The sequence below is a fragment of the Prosthecobacter vanneervenii genome (assembly GCF_014203095.1).
Lineage (GTDB): Bacteria > Verrucomicrobiota > Verrucomicrobiia > Verrucomicrobiales > Verrucomicrobiaceae > Prosthecobacter > Prosthecobacter vanneervenii.
On the sequence record NZ_JACHIG010000012.1, the window covers coordinates 90,772 to 109,619 of the forward strand.

The window sequence follows — 18,848 nt, forward strand, 5'->3', positions numbered from 1 at the left end:
TCAATGAATGAGTGTCAGGAAAAACGGATGCTGAAGGATGCCAGGAGGGAGGTGCTGCTGCGCAACAGGGAGTCTCCGCGCTGAAAGGCCGGAGAGCTGTTGCGCAGGTATCTCATCTCCACGCGGAAGAGCAGATTCTTGCTGATCTGGCGGTCCACATTGAATGACACGCCTGTGAGGGCAGTCCTGCCCGGCAGGCTTACGATGACCCCGGAGGCGTCGTTATACTGCTCCACGCGGAAGGCTGTGGCCCAGCGGTCATCCAGCTTCCAACGCAGGATGGCATTGGGCGACCACCACAGGTTGTTTCCGCTGGTGGCACGCTGCTGCCAGCCGATGTCGCAGCCCAGATACATGCTCACAGCACTGCTCAGCACCAGGTGCGCATACAGGTTGTTAAAGTAGCGCATGCGGCGCTGGTCATCTGGAAACTCGCTGCCGGCATAAGTGCTCCAGTTCAGCAGCAGACGGTCATGGGGAGTCCACGCCACCTTGGTGCCAAAGCCCGGCAGGCTGTTGCCCGCCAGCGGGCGCACACGTTGCCAGCCATCCACCACGAGAAACGCCAGCTCCCACTCTTTCTTCGGCTTCCAGGTCAGGCGGCCGCCGGTCAGGAAGTAAGGGGAGTTTTCCGCCATGAGGCTGCGGCTAAGCGTGTAGTTGTCCGCGCCGATCGCGCTTTCAAAACCGATGTGCGAGCTGAACTCCCCCACATCCAGCCACAGGGTGCGGCTGCGGTTCAAAGCGACACCGACATAAGTGTCGTAAAAGTGCTGCAGCAGATCAGGTTCCGCAGCCAGGTTGATACGAGAATACGTGCCTGCCATGAGCCCCAGGCTGGCGTGGTACCAGCCGCCATTAAGCTCGACCTGGATGAGCGCCAGATTGACAGCCGGTGCATCGGTGGTGGTGTGGTTGTAGAGAAAGCCAGGCCTGCGATGGTTCACGGGCTCGTTGAAGTCGTAGCCATAGTAGGTGTCCGCATAGCCTTTGTAGGCCACGGTGACCGCGTCGCTTTCTGCGCGCGACACGAACGGCGCGAGCAGGAGCAGGCTGAAGAAATGTGCTTTCATGGTGCGAGACCCACGTGGTGAACTGGCAGATTTAAAACAAACGACCTTGGGTTGTGAGGAAGTGCTCCACCACAGGACCCAGCGCGAGCGCGGGCAGGAAATTGAGCGCACCGATGAGCAGCACGGTGCCGATGAGCAGCACGGTGAAGGTGGCGCCATTGACTGGAAAAGTTCCGGCGCTCGGAGGCACGGCCTGCTTGCCCGCGAGCGATCCGGCAATGGCCATGATGGGAACGATCATGAGGAAGCGACCTATGAGCATGGCAAGGCCCAGCGTGGTGTTATACCACGGTGTATTAGCGGTGAGACCTGCGAAGGCGCTGCCGTTGTTGCCGGTGGCTGAGCTGAAAGCATAGAGCATCTCGCTGAAGCCATGCGGTCCGGCATTGTTCAGGCCCGCCATGCCCCAGGCGCTCACGCAGGCCCAGGCGGTGAAGCCCAGGATGCTGAGTGTGAGGATGAGCAGCGTCAGCATGGCCAGCTTTACCTCCCTGGCCTGGATCTTCTTGCCCAGATACTCCGGTGTGCGTCCCACCATGAGACCTGCGATGAAAACTGCGAGGATGACAAACACAAGCATGCCGTACAACCCGGCACCGACACCGCCGATGACCACTTCTCCCAACTCGATCATAAAGAGCGGCACCAGCCCGCCGAGGGCGGTGAAGGAGTCGTGCATGGAGTTCACCGCACCGCAGGAAGCCGCCGTGGTGATGGTGGCAAACAGGGCTGAATTGAAAACCCCAAAACGCACCTCCTTGCCCTCCATGTTGCCATCCGCGGCGGCTACGCCGAGCTGCTGATGGATGGGGTTTCCCATGGCCTCATAGTGGGCACACACAAGCACACCGCCGACAAAGAGCACCATCATGGCAGCCCACACAGCCCAGCCGTGCCCTTGGTTCTTTACCATGCGCCCGAGGTAGTAGGTCAGCGCGCTGCCGATGGCGAAGATCGAGAGCATCTGCACGAAGTTGGAAAGCGGGGTCGGATTTTCGAAAGGATGCGCTGCATTCGCATTCATGAAGCCGCCGCCATTGGTGCCCAACATTTTGATGGCCACCTGCGAGGCCACCGGCCCCTGGGCGATGACCTGCTCCGCACCTTCCAACGTCTTCGCCTTGGTGTAGGCGTCAAAGTTTTGAATCATGCCCTGTGAGACCAGGAAGATGGCAAACACCAGGCAGATCGGCAGCAGGAGGTAATACGTCACACGCACCAGATCGGCCCAGAAGCTGCCCACCGTCTTAGCCGAGCTGCGGGAGATGCCACGCACCAGAGCTGCGGCGATGCCAATGCCCACGGCGGCGGAGGTGAAGTTGTGAAAGGTCAGCCCCACCATCTGCGAAAAGTAGGACATCGTGGCCTCGCCGCCATAGCTCTGCCAGTTGGTGTTGGTGGTGAAGCTGACAGCCGTGTTGAAGGCCAGGTGATGACTCAAGGCAGGAAAGCCCTGCGGATTCAGCGGCAGCACATCCTGCAGGCGCAGGATCGCATAAGTGAAGACCACGCCCACGAGGCTGAAGGCCAGCATGGCAAAGGTGTACTGCAGCCAGGTCTGCTCACGCCTGGGGTCCACGCCCAGCAGCTTGTAGCTGAGATTTTCCAGAGGCTTGAGCACCGGGTCCAGCCAGGTGCGGCCGTCGGCGTCCAGCACCTGCACGAGGTAGAGGCCCAGCGGCTTGGTGATGAGGGCCAGGAGGCCGATGAAAAGAGCAAATTGCAGCCAGTCGGTGGAGTGCATGGTGAAAGCAGCAGGTTAGAATTTTTCCGGACGCAGCATCGCCACCATCAGGTAGGCGAGCAGGGCCAGGGCGATGAGCCCGACGAGGATGGTTTCCATGGTGGCGAGGGATTAGAGGGTTTCGCATCCTCGTGTGTAGAGTCCGCAGAGCAGAAAGAACGCTACGGTGATGCCGAGGTAGATGAGGTCATTCATGGCGTGGTGGATGTTGATCCACCGCCACGATGCGCGATTCCCGGATGCTGCCGAGTTAAAGGCGGGACTTGATGCGTTAAAAAAGCGTAAAAAAGAGAGATTAGATCTCCACCTGCTGGCCGAGCTCGATCACCCGGCCCACGGGGATCTGGAAGTAGGTCGCAGGCTGCTGCGCCAGCTTGCTGGCAAAGGCAAAAAGGTGCTCGCGCCAGCGTGCCATGCCGGGCTTATGGCTGGGCACGATGATCTCACGCCCGAGGAAGAAGGTGGCTTTTTCAGCCTCCACTTCCAGGCCATGGTTGGCGCACTGCCTCAGCAGACGCGGCACATCCGGCTTTTGCATGAAGCCGTAGCGGCCCGTCACACGCCAGAAGCCATCGGAAAGCGCCTCCACCTGCACGCGGCGCCCCGGGGTCACCCAAGGCTCGTCCTCGGTGATCAGCGTCATGAAAATGACGCGCTCATGGATGGCGCGGTAGTGCTTCAGGCTGTGCAGCAGAGCGATGGGGGTGCGCCCGCTGGTGCTGGACATAAAGATGGCCGTGCCTGGCACCATGACTGGCGGGCGGCGCTTGAGGCTCTCGCACAGTGTTTCCTGGCTGAGCGCGCTTTTTTCCATAGAGGCACGCACCAGACGGCGGCCCGTGGCCCAGGTCGTCATGAGTGTGAAGATGAGCACACCAACCACCAGCGGGAACCAGCCGCCGTCGAAGAACTTCACCAGATTGGCGCTGAGGAAGGCGATTTCGATCACTCCAAAGATGAAGCACAAAGCCACCGTCTTGAGCAGCGGCCACTTCCACAGATGCCGTGCAGCAAAGTAAAACAGGACCGTGGTGATGAGCATGGTCATCGTGACTGCGACACCGTAGGCGGCGGCCAGGTTGGTGGAGTTTCGGAAGGCCAGCACCAGCGCCAGGCAGGCCAGCATGAGCAGCCAGTTTACCAGTGGGATGTAGATCTGACCGCGTGCATGCTCGGAGGTATGGCGGATGCTCAGGCGCGGCAGGTAGCCCAACTGCACGGCGCTAAGTGTGAGCGAGTAGGTGCCAGTAATCAGCGCCTGGGAGGCGATGACCGTGGCAGCAGTGGCCAGCAGCACCATCGGCAGCGTGGCCCAGTGCGGTGCCATCTGGAAGAAGGGCGAGTGCGCCGCTTCCGGGTTCTTCATCAGCAGCGCTCCCTGTCCCAGGTAATTCAGCGCCAGCGCCGGCAGCACGAGCGAAAACCACGCACGCCGGATGGGCCCGGCGCCGAAGTGGCCCATGTCGGCATACAGCGCTTCGCCACCAGTCACAGCCAGAAACACGCTTCCGAGAATCACAAATGATTTGTGCCCACCCGTGGTCAGGAAATGCCATCCATGCAGCGGATTGAAGGCTGCAAGGATCTCCGGGCCGCTGATCAAATGAGACACGCCCAGCGCCGCCAAGGATACAAACCACAGGCCGGTGATGGGGCCAAAGAAACGTCCCATCTTCGCCGTGCCCAGAAACTGCACGGCAAAGAGCGCGATCAAGATCACCATCGTAATGCCCATGATCAGCAGCTCCATCTTCTCATCCCACAAAGCGGCGGCACCGGCGTCCGTCGGCGCGCTGCCCAGCAGGCCGCCATCTTTTAGACCCTCCACTGCGCTGAGCACGGAGATAGCTGGCGTGATGATGCCGTCTCCGAACAGCAGCGCCGCCCCAAAGAGCCCGAGCAGCACGATGACTGCGCGGCGTTTCAGGACCTCGTCCATGCCGTGGGATGCCAGCGCCATGAGCGAGAGAACGCCACCCTCCCCCTTGTTGTCCGCACGCAGCACGAAGACCAGATACTTGATGCACACCAGCACGATCAGCGCCCAGAGCACCAGGGAGATGACACCCAACAGGTTGTCATGCGTGGGCAGCACGTGGTGCGGGCTGTGCGGGCTGAAGCACTCCTTCAGCGTGTAAATGGGGCTGGTGCCGATGTCTCCAAAAACCACCCCCAGCGCCGCGATCACGAGCGTGGTGGTGGAGAGCTTCGGATGATGCCCGGTCTTTTCAGTAGCGTCACTCATATAACGTGATGTTCACCGGGCGGCGCCCGGCCTCCAGTAAGCACCCCTTGATGATGACGGGGCAGAAAATATGTAAAGAAGATGACATGCAGCAATGGCACACCACCCGCAGCTCCGGGAATTAATCCAGGAAAGAGCAGATGTACTCGCAGATGCCTGAGCTGACAGTGATGTCGAAGCCGCTGTTCGCAGGGACATCAAAGTACTGGCCGCCGGAGTAGGTCACCGGGGTCTCGTTGCCGTCGATTTTGACGACGCACTCGCCTGCGACGATTTCCATGCGCTCAGCCTTGGCAGTGCCAAAATGAAAGTCGCCGGGGTAAATGAGGCCCAGAGTTTTTTTGCTGCCGTCAGGAAAAAGGATGCTGTGGCTGACGACCTTGCCGTCGAAATAAACGTTGGCCTTCGTGACGGCGGTGACTCCGGAAAATTCTGCGGGGATGGCGGACATGAGTCATGTCAGGTAAGCACAATTAGCCCGCTCAGCAAGCCCTACCGCTGCGATTCAGTCTCATCAGCAGCCCCGGTGACAGCGTCTTAAGCCGGTTACGCGTTACAATTCCCCGGTGCAGCTGCCAATACACTGTTGACCTCGGGCGTCGGATTTGTTGTGCTGGCCAGCGCCACCCGATGCGCGTCCAGCTTCATCGCCTTCATTTCAGCCGCCTGCTTCTGGGCTGCGCCATGATGCCTTGGACGGTGCTGGCGCAGAGCATCGCGCTGCCCTGGAGCGGGCATGGGCATGATCCGCAACACACCGCCCTTTCCCAAGTCGCCTCCAAAAGCATGCAGCGCATCCTTTGGCAGACACCGGTGGATCTGGCGCCGCAGTATGTGGGCACCACGCTTTACGCACATTACGGATCCCCGCTGATCACACGGCAAAACACCGTGATCTTTCCGGTCAAGACTGGGGCCAATGACGGCTTCCGCATCGAGGCGCATGATGCCGTGACAGGCGCCCTGACATGGACGCTGCCCACATCCTACACGCTGCCGCCGCACAACTGGGTGCCACCTCTCGGCCTTGCCCTGACGCCCAAAAACCGCCTCTATTACGCGGACTCCGGAGGCACGGTGTCTTACCGCGATACACCCGACGCAGCCTCCGGTGCCACGGGCCGGATAGCTTTTTACGGCACGTCAAACTACACGGCGGATGCCGCCACCCTCGATGCCAATGTGCGGATCAACACGCCCATCACCGCAGACCGCTACGGCAATATCTACTTCGGCTTCATCGTCAGCGGCACCACCACTCCGGCGCTGCAGAGCGGCATCGCACGCATCGCCGAAGACGGCACCGGTACCTGGGTCAGCGCGGCCGACGCGGCGGGCGACTCCTCAATCCTGCGCCTGCCACACAATCTGGCCCCTGCCCTGAGCAACAACCACAAGACGCTCTACCTCGCAGTGATGGATGGCAACAGCTTCGGCTACCTGCTGGCGCTGGACAGCCGCACGCTGGCCACCACGGGCAAGGTGCGGCTCAAGGATGCGCTGAGCCCCACTGACGATGCGCGCCTGCTCGATGACGGCACCGCCACGCCCATGGTCGGCCCGGATGGCGATGTGTACTTCGGTGTGTTTGAGCATTCCTGGGGCGTGAACCACTACCGAGGCTGGCTGCGGCACTACGACGCGACCCTGACGCAATCCAAGGCATCAGGCGCATTTGGCTGGGACCACACTCCCTCCGTCGTGCCAGCCGCGCTGGTGCCGACCTACCACGGCACCTCCAAGTACCTGCTGCTTTCCAAGTACAACAACTACGCCGGCGTCGGCGGAGATGGCATCAACAAGCTGGCCGTGCTGGACCCGAATGACACGATGGCCGATTCCGTGACCGGAGCCACGGTGATGAAGGAGATTCTCACCATCACAGGCCCCACGCCGGACGACGAGTACTCCTACATCCCCGGCGCTGTGCGAGAGTGGTGTGTGAATACCGTGGCCATCGACAGCGCCAAGAAGTCCGCCATTGTGCACAGCGAGGACGGCAAGGTGTACCGCTGGGATTTCAAAACGAACACGCTCATCGAAGCGCTTACGCTCACGCCGGGAATCGGCGAAGCCTACACCCCTTCCGTCATCGGCGTGGACGGCACGATCTATGTCATCGCCAACGCCATTCTCTTCGCCATCGGGGAGGCCGCGCCATGAGGTGGATGCTCTGTCTGCTGCTGTGCGGCCAGACGGCCTTTGCCGGACTGACACTGACGCTGAATCCCGTGGCGCAGCCCGTCTCGGCAGGTGCGGAGGCGCTCTTCAGCGGCACGCTGACCAACACCAGCGCCACTGACCGCGTGTTTCTCAACGACCTCACGGCCGCCTTCACCGCCGATCCGCAGAGCGACACCGCGCTTTCCAGCAATGCCTTCTTTGCCAACGTCCCCGGCATTCTGCTGCCGGGAGAGACCTACTCCGGCCCGCTCTTCCGCATCTCCTTGAGCAGCACCTCACCAGCGGCCAACTACACCGGCAGCATCACACTTTTAGGCGGCACTGACATCACCGCCAGCGGCAGTCTCGCCACAGCTGCCATCACCGCGCTGGCCACACCCGTCGATCAATGGCGCTACCAGACCTTTGGCGACAGCGCAGGCTCGGCACCCGCCGCCGACAGCGCCGACTGGGACAACGACGGCACGCCCAACCTGATGGAGTACGCCCTGGCCCTCGATGCCCTGGTGCCTGACACCCAGCTGCTCCCCGCCCCGGTCCTGCTCAGCGACCACCTCACCCTCAGCTACGTACCCTATGCCACAGATGTGAGCTACACCATCGAATCCTCCACCGACCTCCTGCAATGGAGCACCTCGGACGTCGAGGCCATCACCCTCTCCAACCCGCAGCCACCCGCCCTGCTGACCTTTCGGCAAAAGAGCACCCTTTCGCAGCTCGGCCGGGGGTTTATGAGGCTGAAGGTGACGCGAGTGAATCCGGGGCCGTGATTACCCGCCTGTGGCGCTCTTTTTACGAAGCACCTGCCTCTCTCTGAATTCGACCAGCAATTCCTGAAACTCCTCTTCTTTGATTAATTCGGTTTTACCATTCAGTCGGCCGACCACCCGCAGCCCTTCGGAATTTGGTCGTGATGACCAGACCACGGGCAGATAGCCCGAATCGGTATCTCGCAAGCCTTCCCCGACGTAGATAAGAGGTTCCAAAGGCTCATCTTGATCCAGGGCCACCATAAAGATTTCCGGGTCTGCGGCGAATTCCGCAAAAGTGTCTGGAAACCGGCCCCCATGATCATGCGCATACCATTTTGCAAGAGACACCACCTGCATCGCATACCTCTCCGCAACCACCAAAGAAGACATGTCGTCCTCCACACCCAAATTGGGCAGACGGAACAACCAGCCTATCTGATGCACGATGCCAACTGCGGCGATGCTGGTGCAGAACATGACGATCAGCACAGCACACCAGACAAATGTGTGCCGCCAGGCCCACTGCCATTGGGTGACCAGCCGCCGCATGAGCCCCTGCATGCCGAGCATCCCCAACACCAGCGCCCCCAGAGAGCACAGCAGCAGTTCCGCATTCATGTGGACCCGTGGTATGACCCCTCTCAAGTAGAGCACCCAGCCCAAGGCCAGGCGCACAGGTGGCTCCAAAAGAACGAACGACTGGTTCAGGAGGAACAGCAGCACTGACAGAACGAGCCAGAGAATCAGCAGCCGTTTCAGCCATCTCCGCCCCGCAGGCGATCTTGTCGGCACGTCCTCCTTTGTCTCCGCGGTGTTCATTGCCCAAGCTCCTTCCGCACGCGTTCATCGAGTGCCGCCGCGTTCATCTGCACCACGGAGCCATCCGTGAGGAGCGCCCATCGCTTGGCACCATAGGAGGCGGGTTCATAGACGAGCACCCGGCTTGAAGCACCAAACCTCTGACCCGGCATGTAGATGAGCCACTGTGAGTCGGGGCTCGCACCTTTCCACAGGGACTCATTAAATTCGCTCACGTAGGCATGCGCAGGCAGTTTGCCATTGTGTTTGGCGGCGTAGTCCTGCAAGGCGTCGCGCAGCGTTTCCAGCCAGTGTTTGCGTGCGGCGTCCAGCCACGGCTGGGGCGCGCTATCAGGCGACTGCAGCTTGTAGGTGTAGCCGTTCTTCGCCCATGCGCCGGGCGTCATCAGCTCTCGCGCACCCGAGATCATGGTGAGCACAAAGTAGAGAAACAAGCCCGCCACCACCAGCAGCGCAAGCGAGCGCCGGAAGGTCAGCCTGGGCATCCACGCAAAGTCCTGGGCCAGCAGGTTCCACAGTTGGCGAAAAATCAGCGCACAGAGAAGATAGACGAAAAGGAAGAACGAAATCGCATCGAGACGCGCCCTGGCCACATCCGAAAGCTGAGGCGAAGGCATGCCGGCGAACGCCGGAGCCACCGTCACAAGCATTGCTACCGCTGTTGCTTTCCACACCTTCATGGCCGCAGGTTATTCAGAATCCACAGTGACATACAAGACTGAAGTGGTGCCGTGATCACTCCCACACCCCCAGCTTCACGAGCTGCTTCGTGGCGGCGCCGGCCCAGTCGCGGTTGGCGGCGGGGCTGGCGGGGCTGGGGTGGAGGACGCGACCGGTTTTGAAGCTGCCGCCCATGACTTCCTTGGCGCGATTGGCACGCTCTTCGGCAAAGGCCCCCACGCCAATGACCCACTTGGGCTGCAGCGCGGCGATGACAGCGCGCAGGTGGGCGTCGCAGGCTGCCTCCATGACTGTGGTTTCGGTGGCGGGAAGTTTGTCCGGCGTGAAGTTGCGGCCACTGGCCTCGATGAAAACCAGCGGGCAGTAGTTGGCCACGAAGTGGTCTTTGAAAAACGATTCCGCCTTGCCAAAGCGCTGGGCAAACAGCCCCCACAGCCGACGCCCGCTCACCTCGGATTGCGGGCAATCAAAGCCCACCACCGGGCGCTTGGGGTGCTCGCGCTCTGGCTTGCCCACAGGCGAGCAGATACCCATCCAGTCGCGCACGGCGGCGATCTCGCCAAAGGGCACACCCGTCTGCGTCATGCCAAAGGGGCCGGGGTTCATGCCCACCAGCACCACCTTTTTCCGGCTGCTGCCAAAGCGACGCAGGTAGGTCTCATGCGGCGTCCAGGCGTAGTCCAGCGGCTGATAGACATACTCCACCGGCGCGGCAAAGCGCAGCGGACGCAGGGTTTCACGCAAATCACGGGCGGCGGAGACAAGGGCATCGGCAGGCATTCCTGCATGAGATGCGTGGAGATTCGCCGAGTCAAGACGCGCAAAAAGAACTCGTATCCAAAAACGGGCCCGCTAGACTTTGCCTTCGTAATGCGCAAAAACCTGAGCTTCGGAATTCTGACGGCTGGCTTTCTCACGGCCTCATCCCTGTTGGCGGAAAACGTCAAGATCGTGCTCAAAAACGGAGCCGAGCTGCGCGGCGAGGTGCTCAAGGACCGCGAAGACGCCGTGGTGCTGGACCTCGGCCACAACGTGCTGACCATTCCACGCACAGAGATCTCCATCTATGAAAAGGCCTCCGCCACTGCCGCCAAGACAGCCGCCGTGATGGGAGAAGACATCTACTATGTGGAGCCTGCGCGCGAGGCCATGACGGTGGAAAAGAACGTCCAGCGTGTGGCGGAGTCCGTGGTGCAGATCCAGACCGCCTCCGGCCTGGGCTCCGGCTTCATCATCAACAAGCTCGGCTACGTCATCACCAACCAGCACGTCATCGCCGGAGAGCGCGAGATCACCGTGGTGGTTTACCGCAAAAAGCCCGACGGCCTGGAAAAGCAGCAGTTTACCAAGGTGAAGATCATCGCCATGAACGGCTTCCTCGATCTCGCCATCCTGCAGATCGACGACGCTGGCGTGGACAAGCTCCCCTTCGTCCCCATAGGAGACTCCGACCTCCTCACCCAGGGGCAGGATGTTTTTGCCATCGGTAGTCCGCTGGGCCTGGAGCGCTCAGTTTCCAAAGGCATCGTCAGCATCCGCGCGCGTGAAAGCAGCGGCCGCTGGTACATCCAGAGCACCACGCAGATCAATCCCGGCAACTCCGGCGGCCCGCTCTTCAATGCGCGTGGCGAGGTCGTGGGCGTGAACAACATGAAAGCCGCAGGCGTAGGCGTCGAAGGCCTGGGGTTCTCCATTCCCGCCAATGTGCTGAAGCTCTTCCTGAAAAATCGCGAGGCCTTCGCCTTTGATCCGCGCAATCCCAACAGCGGCTTCCGCTACCTGCCGCCCCCCTCTCCTTCGCAGGAAAAAACAAAGCCCGATTCTGTAACCACCGGCGGCTGATGCTTCAGGTAAATAGCAGACCGCTATCTCTTCCCTCCTCTTATGAAACTCCCCTCTCTCTCACTGTCCCTGCTGCTGGCCGGGATCCTCCCCGCCTCCGCCGCCGACCCGCTGGAGCAATGGTACAACCTGATGCCGAAGAACACCGTTGGCGTCATCGCCGTGAAAAACACGCCCGAACTGCTCGCCGACTGGGACAAGAGCAGCTACGCCAAATTCATGCAGGACGAAGAGGCCAAACGCTGGATGGCCCCCATGCACAAGGACGGAGACGCTCCTTGGGACAAGTTCTTCAAGGACACCTACGGCCAGAGCATGCACGACACGCTCAAAGACTACCCTGGTGCCGTGGTCAGCTATCTGGTGGTCAACGACATCGCGGACTTTGAAAAAAAGAGCCCGCCCGCTGTCTCGCTGTGCGAGATCGCCGGCAAGCAGAAGGAGATCGAGGCGCATAAGCTCGCCGAGGTGGAATCTAAAAAGAAGACAAACCCGGATATCAAGCTGCGCACCGAGGACATCAGCGGCGTGAGCGTGCAGATCGCCTCCGCTTCGGATGCTGCGGACGCACCGTGGGTCACGGCATGGGCGGTGATCGGAGATGTGATGGTGGAAACCAATGCGCGCTCACTCATGGAGTACATGATCGGCGCCCTGAAAAACAACGCTGGTGATCCTCCCGGCCTGCAGCACGAGCACCTGGCACGCATCAGCCAGATCACCAATGGCAGCGGAGACATGCTGGTCTATTTCAATGGTGTGAAGCTGCTCGATTACGCCGAAAAAGCGCTGACCGCCGCTGATGAGGCCAAAAAGAAGAATGCAGAAAAGCCGAAGGGGTTCAGCATCGACATCAAGCCCAAGACGGTCATGGACATGCTGGGCGCGCAGGAGTTGCAGGCCGTCGCGTTTTCCACAGAGTTTACTGACACGCAGTCGCGCATGGACGTGACCATTCTCCACCCACAGAAGCCCACCGGTCTTCTCTCCCTCATGCGCGGCTCCGCCAATGAGGTGGCCCTCCCTCCCTTCATGCCCGCAGGTGTCATGAGCGCCAGCGTCTCCCGGGTGGACATCGGTACTGTGTATGACGCCATTCTTGGCATGGTCGGAAAGCTGGGTCCCATGGCCATGATGGTGGCCATGCAGCTCCCTCAGCTGGAAGCTCAGATGGGTTTCAAGATCCGCGATGATCTCTTTGGCAGCCTGTCAGATGAAGTCGTCCAGGTTCAGGATGGCGTCGGCACCAAGGAGAGCCAGGTCACGGGCTTCAAGATCAAGGACGCCGCCAAACTGGGCGGGGCGTTGGACGCGCTCAAACGCTTCGTCGGCGCAGGCTTTGGCGCATTTGAAGAGAGCGACTACCTCGGCTACACCATCAATACCCTCAAAACCTCTCAAACAGCCAACGCCGCCACAGAGGTTTCCTACTGCAACACCGGCAAGTACCTCCTCATCTCCGTGGGCGGACAGGACACCCTGAAAAAGGTGCTGTCCCGCATGAAGGATCCCTCGGGCCCCAGCATCTGGGACAGCGCCCATGTGCAGAACCTGCTCTCCCTGGCTCCCAAAAACTACAACAGCGTGGGCGTGACAGATGCCGGACGCCTTATGAATTTCCTGGCCACCACCGCCGCCACTCTGGAGAGCAAGTCCGGAGCCAAGGCCAAGGCTGCCGCCAAAAAGAAAGGCCCGGGCAAGAAAGCCCTGGCCCCGGATGAAACCCCTGCCGCGGCTCCGGCTGCCAGCAGCTGGTTTGACCCGAACGCACGCCCCTCCAACGAGACCTTTCAGCGCTATTTTGGCAGCCTGCTGAATGTCAACTATGCGCACCCAGATGCCATCCAGCTGCACTACCTGACCACCCCTGTCGAGGCAAAGTAAGCCCCCACCTCCGCCGCCTGCCATGCGCCTTCATTTCCTGCCACTGCTTCTGGCAACCAGCGCCCTCGCCGAAAAGCCTGAGTTGTACTTTGACGGGCCGGAGATTGTGAAGCTCGACTGGAATACCTCCAGCCCGCGCGCCGCCGACTTCAATGGCGATGGTCTCACCGACATCGCCATCATCAACTCGGCGCGCGCTCGCATCGAATTCCTGCTTCAGCGCAAGGATGGCGTGCAGCCCGGCACTCCTGAAAAGACCACCCGCGCCGACCGCTGGAATCCCATCCTGGAAGTCTCCCGCTTTGACAAGCAGCCGCTCGTCATTGGCCATGCCGCCATGGCCCTGACCATCGGGGACTGGAATGGCGACAAAAAGACGGACATCGCCTTCATCACCGATGAGGACAAGCTGGAGCTGCGCATGCAGGACGACAAAGGTGCCTGGACTGCCAAGCGTGAGTTTACACTCGACTCCACTGCAGACGACACTGAGGTGCTGGCCGCACGCGATCTGAACGGCGACGGCCGCGACGACATCGCCCTGCTGACCAGCACGCGCCTCATGGTGCTGCTGCAGACCAAGCCCGGCGAGTGGGCGGAGCCGCAAAACTACGCGCTGGGAGAGAGTCGCTGTGCAGGGCTGAACTGCGCAGATCTGAATGAGGACGGACGCGCAGACATCTTCTACACCGCACCGGAGGGAGATGCGCTGCTGGTGCGCCTCCAGCATGAAGGCACCACCTTTGGCGAAGAATGGCGGCTGGAGATCCCCACTTCCCGCCACTGGCTGCATGCCATGCGCCTGGGTGGCAAACAAACCGGCGTGACCTGGATCCAGGACGGAACGGGCATGGTGGAAGTAGCCAAGCTGGCCCAAGGTGCCGCTGAACCGAATGCCGAGCGCGCTGCCACCATCCGCTATGCCATGCCTCCCACCGAATCCAAAAACGGCGCGGTGGCCTACGGCGACCTCACCGGAGATGGGTACGCGGATGTCGTCATCTCAGAACCCAAGGCCGCGCGCGCCTGGCTGTTTCAGGGCAGCGCCAGCGGCACCTTCAAAGAAGGACGTGAGTTTCCCATTCTCAGCGGAGTGGAATCCCTGGCCATCGCTGATGTGGATGATGACAAGAAAGCCGAACTCGTGCTGCTCAGCCCCGGAGAGCAGTCCATCGGTATCGCCCGCTGGCACAGCAACCGCCTGTCTTATCCCGAAATCATCTACCAGGCCAAAGAGGGCGAGACGTTGCTTACGCTCACAACAGACTCAGCAATCCTTTGTGTAAGCGAGATCAAGTCCAAGCCGCAGCTCATCACCCTGCGCAAGACTGCAGGGGCCAAGGGCTTCACTGCCACCACGCAGGAGCTGGCCGTCAAAACCGGCCGCATCAGCGGCATCCGCGTCGTCGATGCCAACCAGGATGGCCGCAGCGACATCGCGCTGTTTTCCAATCTCGGCCCGCTGCAGCTCCTGCTGAGCACCACAGACGCCAAGTCCCCCTTCAAGCGTGTCGAGGGCATCCCCGACACCTTTGTCAGCAAGCTCGCTCCCGCCGCGCTCTCCACGGGCGATCTCGACGGCGATGGCAAGGCGGAGATCATCATCGCCCATCAGCAGCTCGCGCGCGCCTTCAAGGTGGATGCCGATGGCAAGGCGAACATCGTGGAGCAGTTCAATGCGCACGATGCCTCCGCAGAGCTGCACAGCGCGCTCGTCTCCCGCAAGGATGGCAAGGTCTCTGTGCTGCTGATCGATGCAGCGCACAGCAAGCTGCACGAACTCACCGCCGGTGCCGACCGCGTCTATCGCGCCGACCACACCCATGCCCTCCCCGCCATGATACCGGAGCAGTGCGTGCTGATGAATGTGGAGAAAAGCACCCGCCTGCTGCTCCTCGGCAAAACCAGCTTTCAGCTCTCCCCGCTGGATGGCACCACCCTCAGGCTGGACACCGTGGCTTCCTTTGACAGCGAGCTGAAGGACACCTCCCCCTCCGATCTCCTGGCCGCGTCATTCTCTGGGGAAGACGTGGACGACCTGGCCCTCATGGACACCTCCAAGAGCCGCGTAGTCGAGATCTTCCAGCCCGCCACAGGGCAGAAATGGGACAGCGCCATGTACTTCCGCGTTTTCGAAACCGACCCCCACTTCCGTGGCAAGACCGGCCTGGAAAACGAGCCCCACGACTACACCGCCCTCGACCTCAACGGCGACGGCCACCTGGACCTCTGCCTGCTCACGCACGACCGCGTGCTGCTGTATGTGCGGAAGAAGCCAAAGTGATGCAGGCACTCCTGCCTGCAAAACGAGCCTCCCAAGATATTCGGCACCGATAACGCCCCGCATTCCACGATCTCATTTCACAGGCTTGCACAGGCTGAAAACCTGACTGACATCATGGCTTCATGAAACGCCTCTACCGCAACGCCCAGATCGCCAGCGAAGACAGCCCCAAGCTCCAGACCGCCGACGTGCTCGTCGAGGGAGACCGCATCATCGGCGTAGCCGCAGGCATCAGCGGAGTGGAGAATGCGGAGATCATCGACTGCACCGGCCGCATCCTGCTGCCCGGCCTGTTTGACATTCACGTGCATGCCCGCGAGCCGGGGCAGGATGACAAGGAAAACATCGCCAGCTGCGCCGAGGCCGCGATCAATGGCGGCGTCACCGGCTTTGTCATGATGCCCAACACCTCCCCCGCCATCGACAACGCAGGCGTGGTCCGGAGCGTGCTGGAAAGCGCCCGCCGCACGCGCATCGGTCCCGGCATTTACACCAGCGGCGCCATCACCAAGGGCCGCAAGGGCGAAGAGCTGGCGGGCATCGCCGGCATGAAGGCCGCAGGCTGCGTCATGCTCACCGATGACGGCTACGCCGTGGACAATCCCCAGGTGCTGCGCCGTGCCATGGAGTACGCGCGCGACTACGACCTCCCGCTTGCCAGCCACTGCGAGCTCAAGGCGCTCAGCGGCAAGGGTTGCATGCACGAGGGCAAGATCAGCTACGCACTCGGCCTGCCAGGCATCCCCAGCATCAGCGAGGAGATCTGCATCTCCCGGGACATCCGGCTGGCGGAATACACCGGCGTTCATCTCAACATCCAGCACGTGACCACCGCCGAAGGCATGAGCACGATCAAGCGCGCCAAGGACCGCGGCATCCGCGTCACCTGTGAGATCGCGCCGCATCATCTCATGTTCAACCATGAGCACATTGGCGACTACGACACGCACTACAAGATGAATCCCCCGCTGCGCACGCCGGAGGACAACGCAGCTCTGCTCCAGGGACTCAAGGATGGCTGGTTTGATGTCATTGCCACCGACCACGCGCCGCACACGCCGTTTGAAAAGAACCAGGACTTTGCCAGCGCACCCTTCGGTATCACCGGGCTGGAAACCGCTCTCGTCTCCCTCTATGACCGCTACATCTCCAAGGACATCCTTGACTGGGGCCTCATCGTCAAGCGCTACAGCGCCGAACCCCGCCGCCTCATGAAACTGGCCCCCGTGCCAGTGAAGGAAGGCGGCACTGCCGAATTCATTGTCTTCAATCCCGCCCGCACCACCACCTTCAGCCGCGCCTTCATGAAGTCGAAGAGCAGCAACACCCCCTTCCTTGATCAGACGCTTCAGGGCATGGTGGAGCGCGTGGTGTATCGCGGTGAGGAGCTGCTGACGCGCTAGCTCACGCCAGGCCCAACGTGCGCGCCATCAGCGCCGCACTGGTGCGGTCCGGCACCTGCAGCTTGTCCAGGATGCGGCTCATGTAGTTTTTCACCGTGCCTTCAGTGAGGCACAGCGCAGTGGCGATCTCCTTGTTGCTCATGCCACGCACCAGATGGCGCAGGATTTCCTCCTCCCGCTGGGAGAGCTGGCTGGCGATTCGCTTCTCCTCGCTGCTCAGAGGGCTCGGCTGAGAGAGGCGGTTAAACTCGGCCACCACATGAGTGGCCACCGATGGGTGCAGGTAGGTCTGGCCTTTGGCGACGGTGCGGATGGCCTCCACCAGTTGGTCCACCGGGGTGTTTTTCAGCACGTAGCCGCAGGCACCTGCACGCAGCGACTCAAACACATTCTCTTCCTGGTCAAAAATGGTCAGCATCAGCACGCGCACCTCCGGATGCGCGGCACGGATTCGGCGTGTGGCCTCCACACCATTCATCACCGGCATGCGCAGGTCCATCAGCACCACATGCGGCTGATGTTCGGCAGTCAGCCGCAGCGCTTCCTCCCCGTCAGCCGCCTCGGCCACCACATGCACCCGGCCGTCCAGCCCTAGCAGCTGGAGCATGGCCTCACGAAAGGGGGCCTGGTCATCCACGAGAAGAGTTTTGATGCGTGTGGTCATAGTTTCATGCTGGTATGACCATGCGGCAGCAGCCTCCGCCTTGCAGATCGGTTCCTGCGAAAAACTCACCATTAAGCAGAACCGCGCGTTCACGCAGGCCGCTCAGCCCATGCCCGCTCTCCGGGCCCCTGCTGAAGCCCCTGCCATTGTCCGCAACACTGAGTGACACGTATTTTTCCGAGGTGAAGTCGAGATGCACCACGATTTCCGAGCCCCCTGAATGGCGGCAGGCGTTTGTGATGCCCTCCTGGGCGCAGCGGTAGAGCGACATCTCCACCAGCGCCGGAAGGGGGCGCGATTTTCCAGATTGCTGCAACACTAGTTTGAGCCCAGGCCGCTCTGCGGCAGTGATCAGCTTTGTGAGGCTCTCCACCAACGCGCGCTCGGCCGACGCTGCGACGCGCAGAGTGGAGATGGAGCGGCGGATCTCCGCCAACCCCTCGCGGCTGGTGCGCTGCGCCTTCTGGATCGAATCCAGTGCCTGGGTGGGAGACTCGCGCATCAGCGCCTCCGCCACTTCCAGCTGAGCACCCACCACAGTGAAGTTGCGACCCACCGCATCATGGATCTCCCGCGCCAGCCTGCCGCGCTCCTGCTCGACGGCTTTTACAGCCGCATGATCCGCTTTCAATTCCAGCCGGGCGTTGGCTGCACGCAGCTCTTCGGCCATACGCGCCGTGCTGAGCCGCTGCCGCGAGGCCTGCGTCATCGCAAAGGCACAGCCCATGATGAAGACACTCGTAGTGAGCTGACCGCACATCCAAAACAAGGCCGACTGATGACCTCGCACTGCATTTTCATGGACCGTGGAGACAAACAATGTTCCGATGAGCACCAGGATCATGTGCACTCGCCGCCTCAGCAGCACCCCCGCAAAACCCGCCGTAGGCATCCAGAACCACTGCTGCAGCCCGATTGGATTGAAGGGACCTGCGAGGTGAGTACATGCTGCAGCCATCAGAATCTGCACTCCAAAGATTCTCGCGATGCTTCCCGCGTTATTTACCAGCGCACAGTCTAGGCAATTTTCTGAAAAAACATTGTGCAGCAACCGCCGGAGATGATACAGATTCCAGCCAAACACCAGCAGGCCGCAAACAACGAGCAGCCATGCATCAAAAAGCATTTTTGCTTCGGCCAGCAGCCAGCCGATCCATACCACTGGCATCAGGCTGACCCATGTCAAAATCGCGCTGGCAACACAGGCCATCCACCGGGCTGAGAGGTACTTTCCTTCCTGACACGCACCTTCTTCCTTTGTGACTCGTTGATC

General features: G+C 61.2%; 16 protein-coding genes. 6 read left to right on the forward strand and 10 right to left on the reverse strand.

The window, feature by feature from the left end:
- Nucleotides 1-14: 14 nt before the first annotated feature.
- From HNQ65_RS22195 to ppnP, 5 genes are all read right to left on the reverse strand, one after another.
- Nucleotides 15-1,073: a porin gene (locus HNQ65_RS22195; RefSeq protein WP_184343169.1), complete on the reverse strand. Its 1,059-nt coding sequence runs from the start codon at nucleotides 1,071-1,073 to the stop codon at nucleotides 15-17.
- A 31-nt stretch (nucleotides 1,074-1,104) separates the two neighbouring features.
- Nucleotides 1,105-2,817, reverse strand: coding sequence for a potassium-transporting ATPase subunit KdpA (kdpA, locus tag HNQ65_RS22200; RefSeq protein WP_184343171.1), 1,713 nt, complete (start codon nucleotides 2,815-2,817; stop codon nucleotides 1,105-1,107).
- 15 nt (nucleotides 2,818-2,832) lie between these two features.
- Entirely contained in the window at nucleotides 2,833-2,916 is an 84-nt protein-coding gene (kdpF, locus tag HNQ65_RS27120) for a K(+)-transporting ATPase subunit F (protein WP_184343343.1), read from the reverse strand.
- Nucleotides 2,917-3,112: 196 nt separating this feature from the next.
- Nucleotides 3,113-5,062 carry a potassium transporter Kup gene (locus HNQ65_RS22210; RefSeq protein WP_184343173.1) on the reverse strand — a complete coding sequence of 650 codons (1,950 nt, stop codon included), beginning with the start codon at nucleotides 5,060-5,062 and terminating at the stop codon, nucleotides 3,113-3,115.
- 121 nt (nucleotides 5,063-5,183) lie between these two features.
- Nucleotides 5,184-5,513 carry a pyrimidine/purine nucleoside phosphorylase gene (ppnP, locus tag HNQ65_RS22215; protein ID WP_184343175.1) on the reverse strand — a complete coding sequence of 110 codons (330 nt, stop codon included), beginning with the start codon at nucleotides 5,511-5,513 and terminating at the stop codon, nucleotides 5,184-5,186.
- A 179-nt stretch (nucleotides 5,514-5,692) separates the two neighbouring features.
- Here ppnP and HNQ65_RS22220 point away from each other — a divergent pair, with 179 nt between their 5' ends.
- Nucleotides 5,693-7,225 (forward strand): hypothetical protein, encoded by a 1,533-nt coding sequence (locus tag HNQ65_RS22220; RefSeq protein ID WP_184343177.1) that lies wholly within the window; start codon nucleotides 5,693-5,695, stop codon nucleotides 7,223-7,225.
- Nucleotides 7,222-8,016: a hypothetical protein gene (locus HNQ65_RS22225; RefSeq protein ID WP_184343179.1), complete on the forward strand. Its 795-nt coding sequence runs from the start codon at nucleotides 7,222-7,224 to the stop codon at nucleotides 8,014-8,016. Before HNQ65_RS22220 ends, HNQ65_RS22225 begins: the two co-directional genes overlap by 4 nt.
- On the opposite strand, the gene HNQ65_RS22230 is transcribed toward HNQ65_RS22225, so the two are convergent.
- The 3 genes from HNQ65_RS22230 to HNQ65_RS22240 all read right to left on the reverse strand — a co-directional run bounded on the left by HNQ65_RS22230 (nucleotide 8,017) and on the right by HNQ65_RS22240 (nucleotide 10,278).
- On the reverse strand, nucleotides 8,017-8,616 hold the full coding sequence (locus HNQ65_RS22230; protein ID WP_184343181.1) for a hypothetical protein: 600 nt from the start codon (nucleotides 8,614-8,616) through the stop codon (nucleotides 8,017-8,019).
- A gap of 197 nt (nucleotides 8,617-8,813) precedes the next feature.
- Nucleotides 8,814-9,434, reverse strand: coding sequence for a hypothetical protein (locus tag HNQ65_RS22235; protein WP_184343183.1), 621 nt, complete (start codon nucleotides 9,432-9,434; stop codon nucleotides 8,814-8,816).
- A 118-nt stretch (nucleotides 9,435-9,552) separates the two neighbouring features.
- A complete protein-coding gene (locus tag HNQ65_RS22240; RefSeq protein ID WP_184343185.1) occupies nucleotides 9,553-10,278 on the reverse strand; it encodes a uracil-DNA glycosylase family protein in 726 nt (241 codons plus the stop codon).
- 90 nt (nucleotides 10,279-10,368) lie between these two features.
- Here HNQ65_RS22240 and HNQ65_RS22245 point away from each other — a divergent pair, with 90 nt between their 5' ends.
- The 4 genes from HNQ65_RS22245 to HNQ65_RS22260 all read left to right on the forward strand — a co-directional run bounded on the left by HNQ65_RS22245 (nucleotide 10,369) and on the right by HNQ65_RS22260 (nucleotide 16,911).
- The gene (locus HNQ65_RS22245; RefSeq protein WP_184343187.1) at nucleotides 10,369-11,340 is read left to right on the forward strand and encodes a S1C family serine protease; all 972 of its coding nucleotides are present in this window, start codon (nucleotides 10,369-10,371) and stop codon (nucleotides 11,338-11,340) included.
- A gap of 42 nt (nucleotides 11,341-11,382) precedes the next feature.
- Nucleotides 11,383-13,224, forward strand: coding sequence for a hypothetical protein (locus HNQ65_RS22250; protein ID WP_184343189.1), 1,842 nt, complete (start codon nucleotides 11,383-11,385; stop codon nucleotides 13,222-13,224).
- A gap of 22 nt (nucleotides 13,225-13,246) precedes the next feature.
- Nucleotides 13,247-15,508: an FG-GAP repeat domain-containing protein gene (locus tag HNQ65_RS22255; protein WP_184343191.1), complete on the forward strand. Its 2,262-nt coding sequence runs from the start codon at nucleotides 13,247-13,249 to the stop codon at nucleotides 15,506-15,508.
- A gap of 122 nt (nucleotides 15,509-15,630) precedes the next feature.
- Nucleotides 15,631-16,911: a dihydroorotase gene (locus tag HNQ65_RS22260; RefSeq protein ID WP_184343193.1), complete on the forward strand. Its 1,281-nt coding sequence runs from the start codon at nucleotides 15,631-15,633 to the stop codon at nucleotides 16,909-16,911.
- Between the two features lies 1 nt (nucleotide 16,912).
- On the opposite strand, the gene HNQ65_RS22265 is transcribed toward HNQ65_RS22260, so the two are convergent.
- Together HNQ65_RS22265 and HNQ65_RS22270 are read right to left on the reverse strand one after the other, a co-directional pair.
- The gene (locus HNQ65_RS22265) at nucleotides 16,913-17,575 is read right to left on the reverse strand and encodes a response regulator (RefSeq protein WP_184343195.1); all 663 of its coding nucleotides are present in this window, start codon (nucleotides 17,573-17,575) and stop codon (nucleotides 16,913-16,915) included.
- Nucleotides 17,576-17,579: 4 nt separating this feature from the next.
- Nucleotides 17,580-18,785, reverse strand: coding sequence for a sensor histidine kinase (locus tag HNQ65_RS22270; RefSeq protein WP_184343197.1), 1,206 nt, complete (start codon nucleotides 18,783-18,785; stop codon nucleotides 17,580-17,582).
- Nucleotides 18,786-18,848 lie beyond the last annotated feature (63 nt).

What these genes read in the sequence shown, in the direction of transcription:
- HNQ65_RS22270 (WP_184343197.1), bottom strand. Translation starts at nt 18,785, where the DNA reads ATGGCCTGTGTTGCCAGCGCGATTTTGACATGGGTCAGCCTGATGCCA.
- HNQ65_RS22230 (WP_184343181.1), bottom strand. Translation starts at nt 8,616, where the DNA reads ATGAATGCGGAACTGCTGCTGTGCTCTCTGGGGGCGCTGGTGTTGGGG.
- HNQ65_RS22210 (WP_184343173.1), bottom strand. Translation starts at nt 5,062, where the DNA reads ATGAGTGACGCTACTGAAAAGACCGGGCATCATCCGAAGCTCTCCACC.
- HNQ65_RS22235 (WP_184343183.1), bottom strand. Translation starts at nt 9,434, where the DNA reads ATGCCTTCGCCTCAGCTTTCGGATGTGGCCAGGGCGCGTCTCGATGCG.
- kdpA (WP_184343171.1), bottom strand. Translation starts at nt 2,817, where the DNA reads ATGCACTCCACCGACTGGCTGCAATTTGCTCTTTTCATCGGCCTCCTG.
- HNQ65_RS22255 (WP_184343191.1), top strand. Translation starts at nt 13,247, where the DNA reads ATGCGCCTTCATTTCCTGCCACTGCTTCTGGCAACCAGCGCCCTCGCC.
- HNQ65_RS22245 (WP_184343187.1), top strand. Translation starts at nt 10,369, where the DNA reads ATGCGCAAAAACCTGAGCTTCGGAATTCTGACGGCTGGCTTTCTCACG.
- ppnP (WP_184343175.1), bottom strand. Translation starts at nt 5,513, where the DNA reads ATGTCCGCCATCCCCGCAGAATTTTCCGGAGTCACCGCCGTCACGAAG.
- HNQ65_RS22250 (WP_184343189.1), top strand. Translation starts at nt 11,383, where the DNA reads ATGAAACTCCCCTCTCTCTCACTGTCCCTGCTGCTGGCCGGGATCCTC.
- HNQ65_RS22225 (WP_184343179.1), top strand. Translation starts at nt 7,222, where the DNA reads ATGAGGTGGATGCTCTGTCTGCTGCTGTGCGGCCAGACGGCCTTTGCC.
- HNQ65_RS22240 (WP_184343185.1), bottom strand. Translation starts at nt 10,278, where the DNA reads ATGCCTGCCGATGCCCTTGTCTCCGCCGCCCGTGATTTGCGTGAAACC.
- kdpF (WP_184343343.1), bottom strand. Translation starts at nt 2,916, where the DNA reads ATGGAAACCATCCTCGTCGGGCTCATCGCCCTGGCCCTGCTCGCCTAC.
- HNQ65_RS22260 (WP_184343193.1), top strand. Translation starts at nt 15,631, where the DNA reads ATGAAACGCCTCTACCGCAACGCCCAGATCGCCAGCGAAGACAGCCCC.
- HNQ65_RS22265 (WP_184343195.1), bottom strand. Translation starts at nt 17,575, where the DNA reads ATGACCACACGCATCAAAACTCTTCTCGTGGATGACCAGGCCCCCTTT.
- HNQ65_RS22195 (WP_184343169.1), bottom strand. Translation starts at nt 1,073, where the DNA reads ATGAAAGCACATTTCTTCAGCCTGCTCCTGCTCGCGCCGTTCGTGTCG.
- HNQ65_RS22220 (WP_184343177.1), top strand. Translation starts at nt 5,693, where the DNA reads ATGCGCGTCCAGCTTCATCGCCTTCATTTCAGCCGCCTGCTTCTGGGC.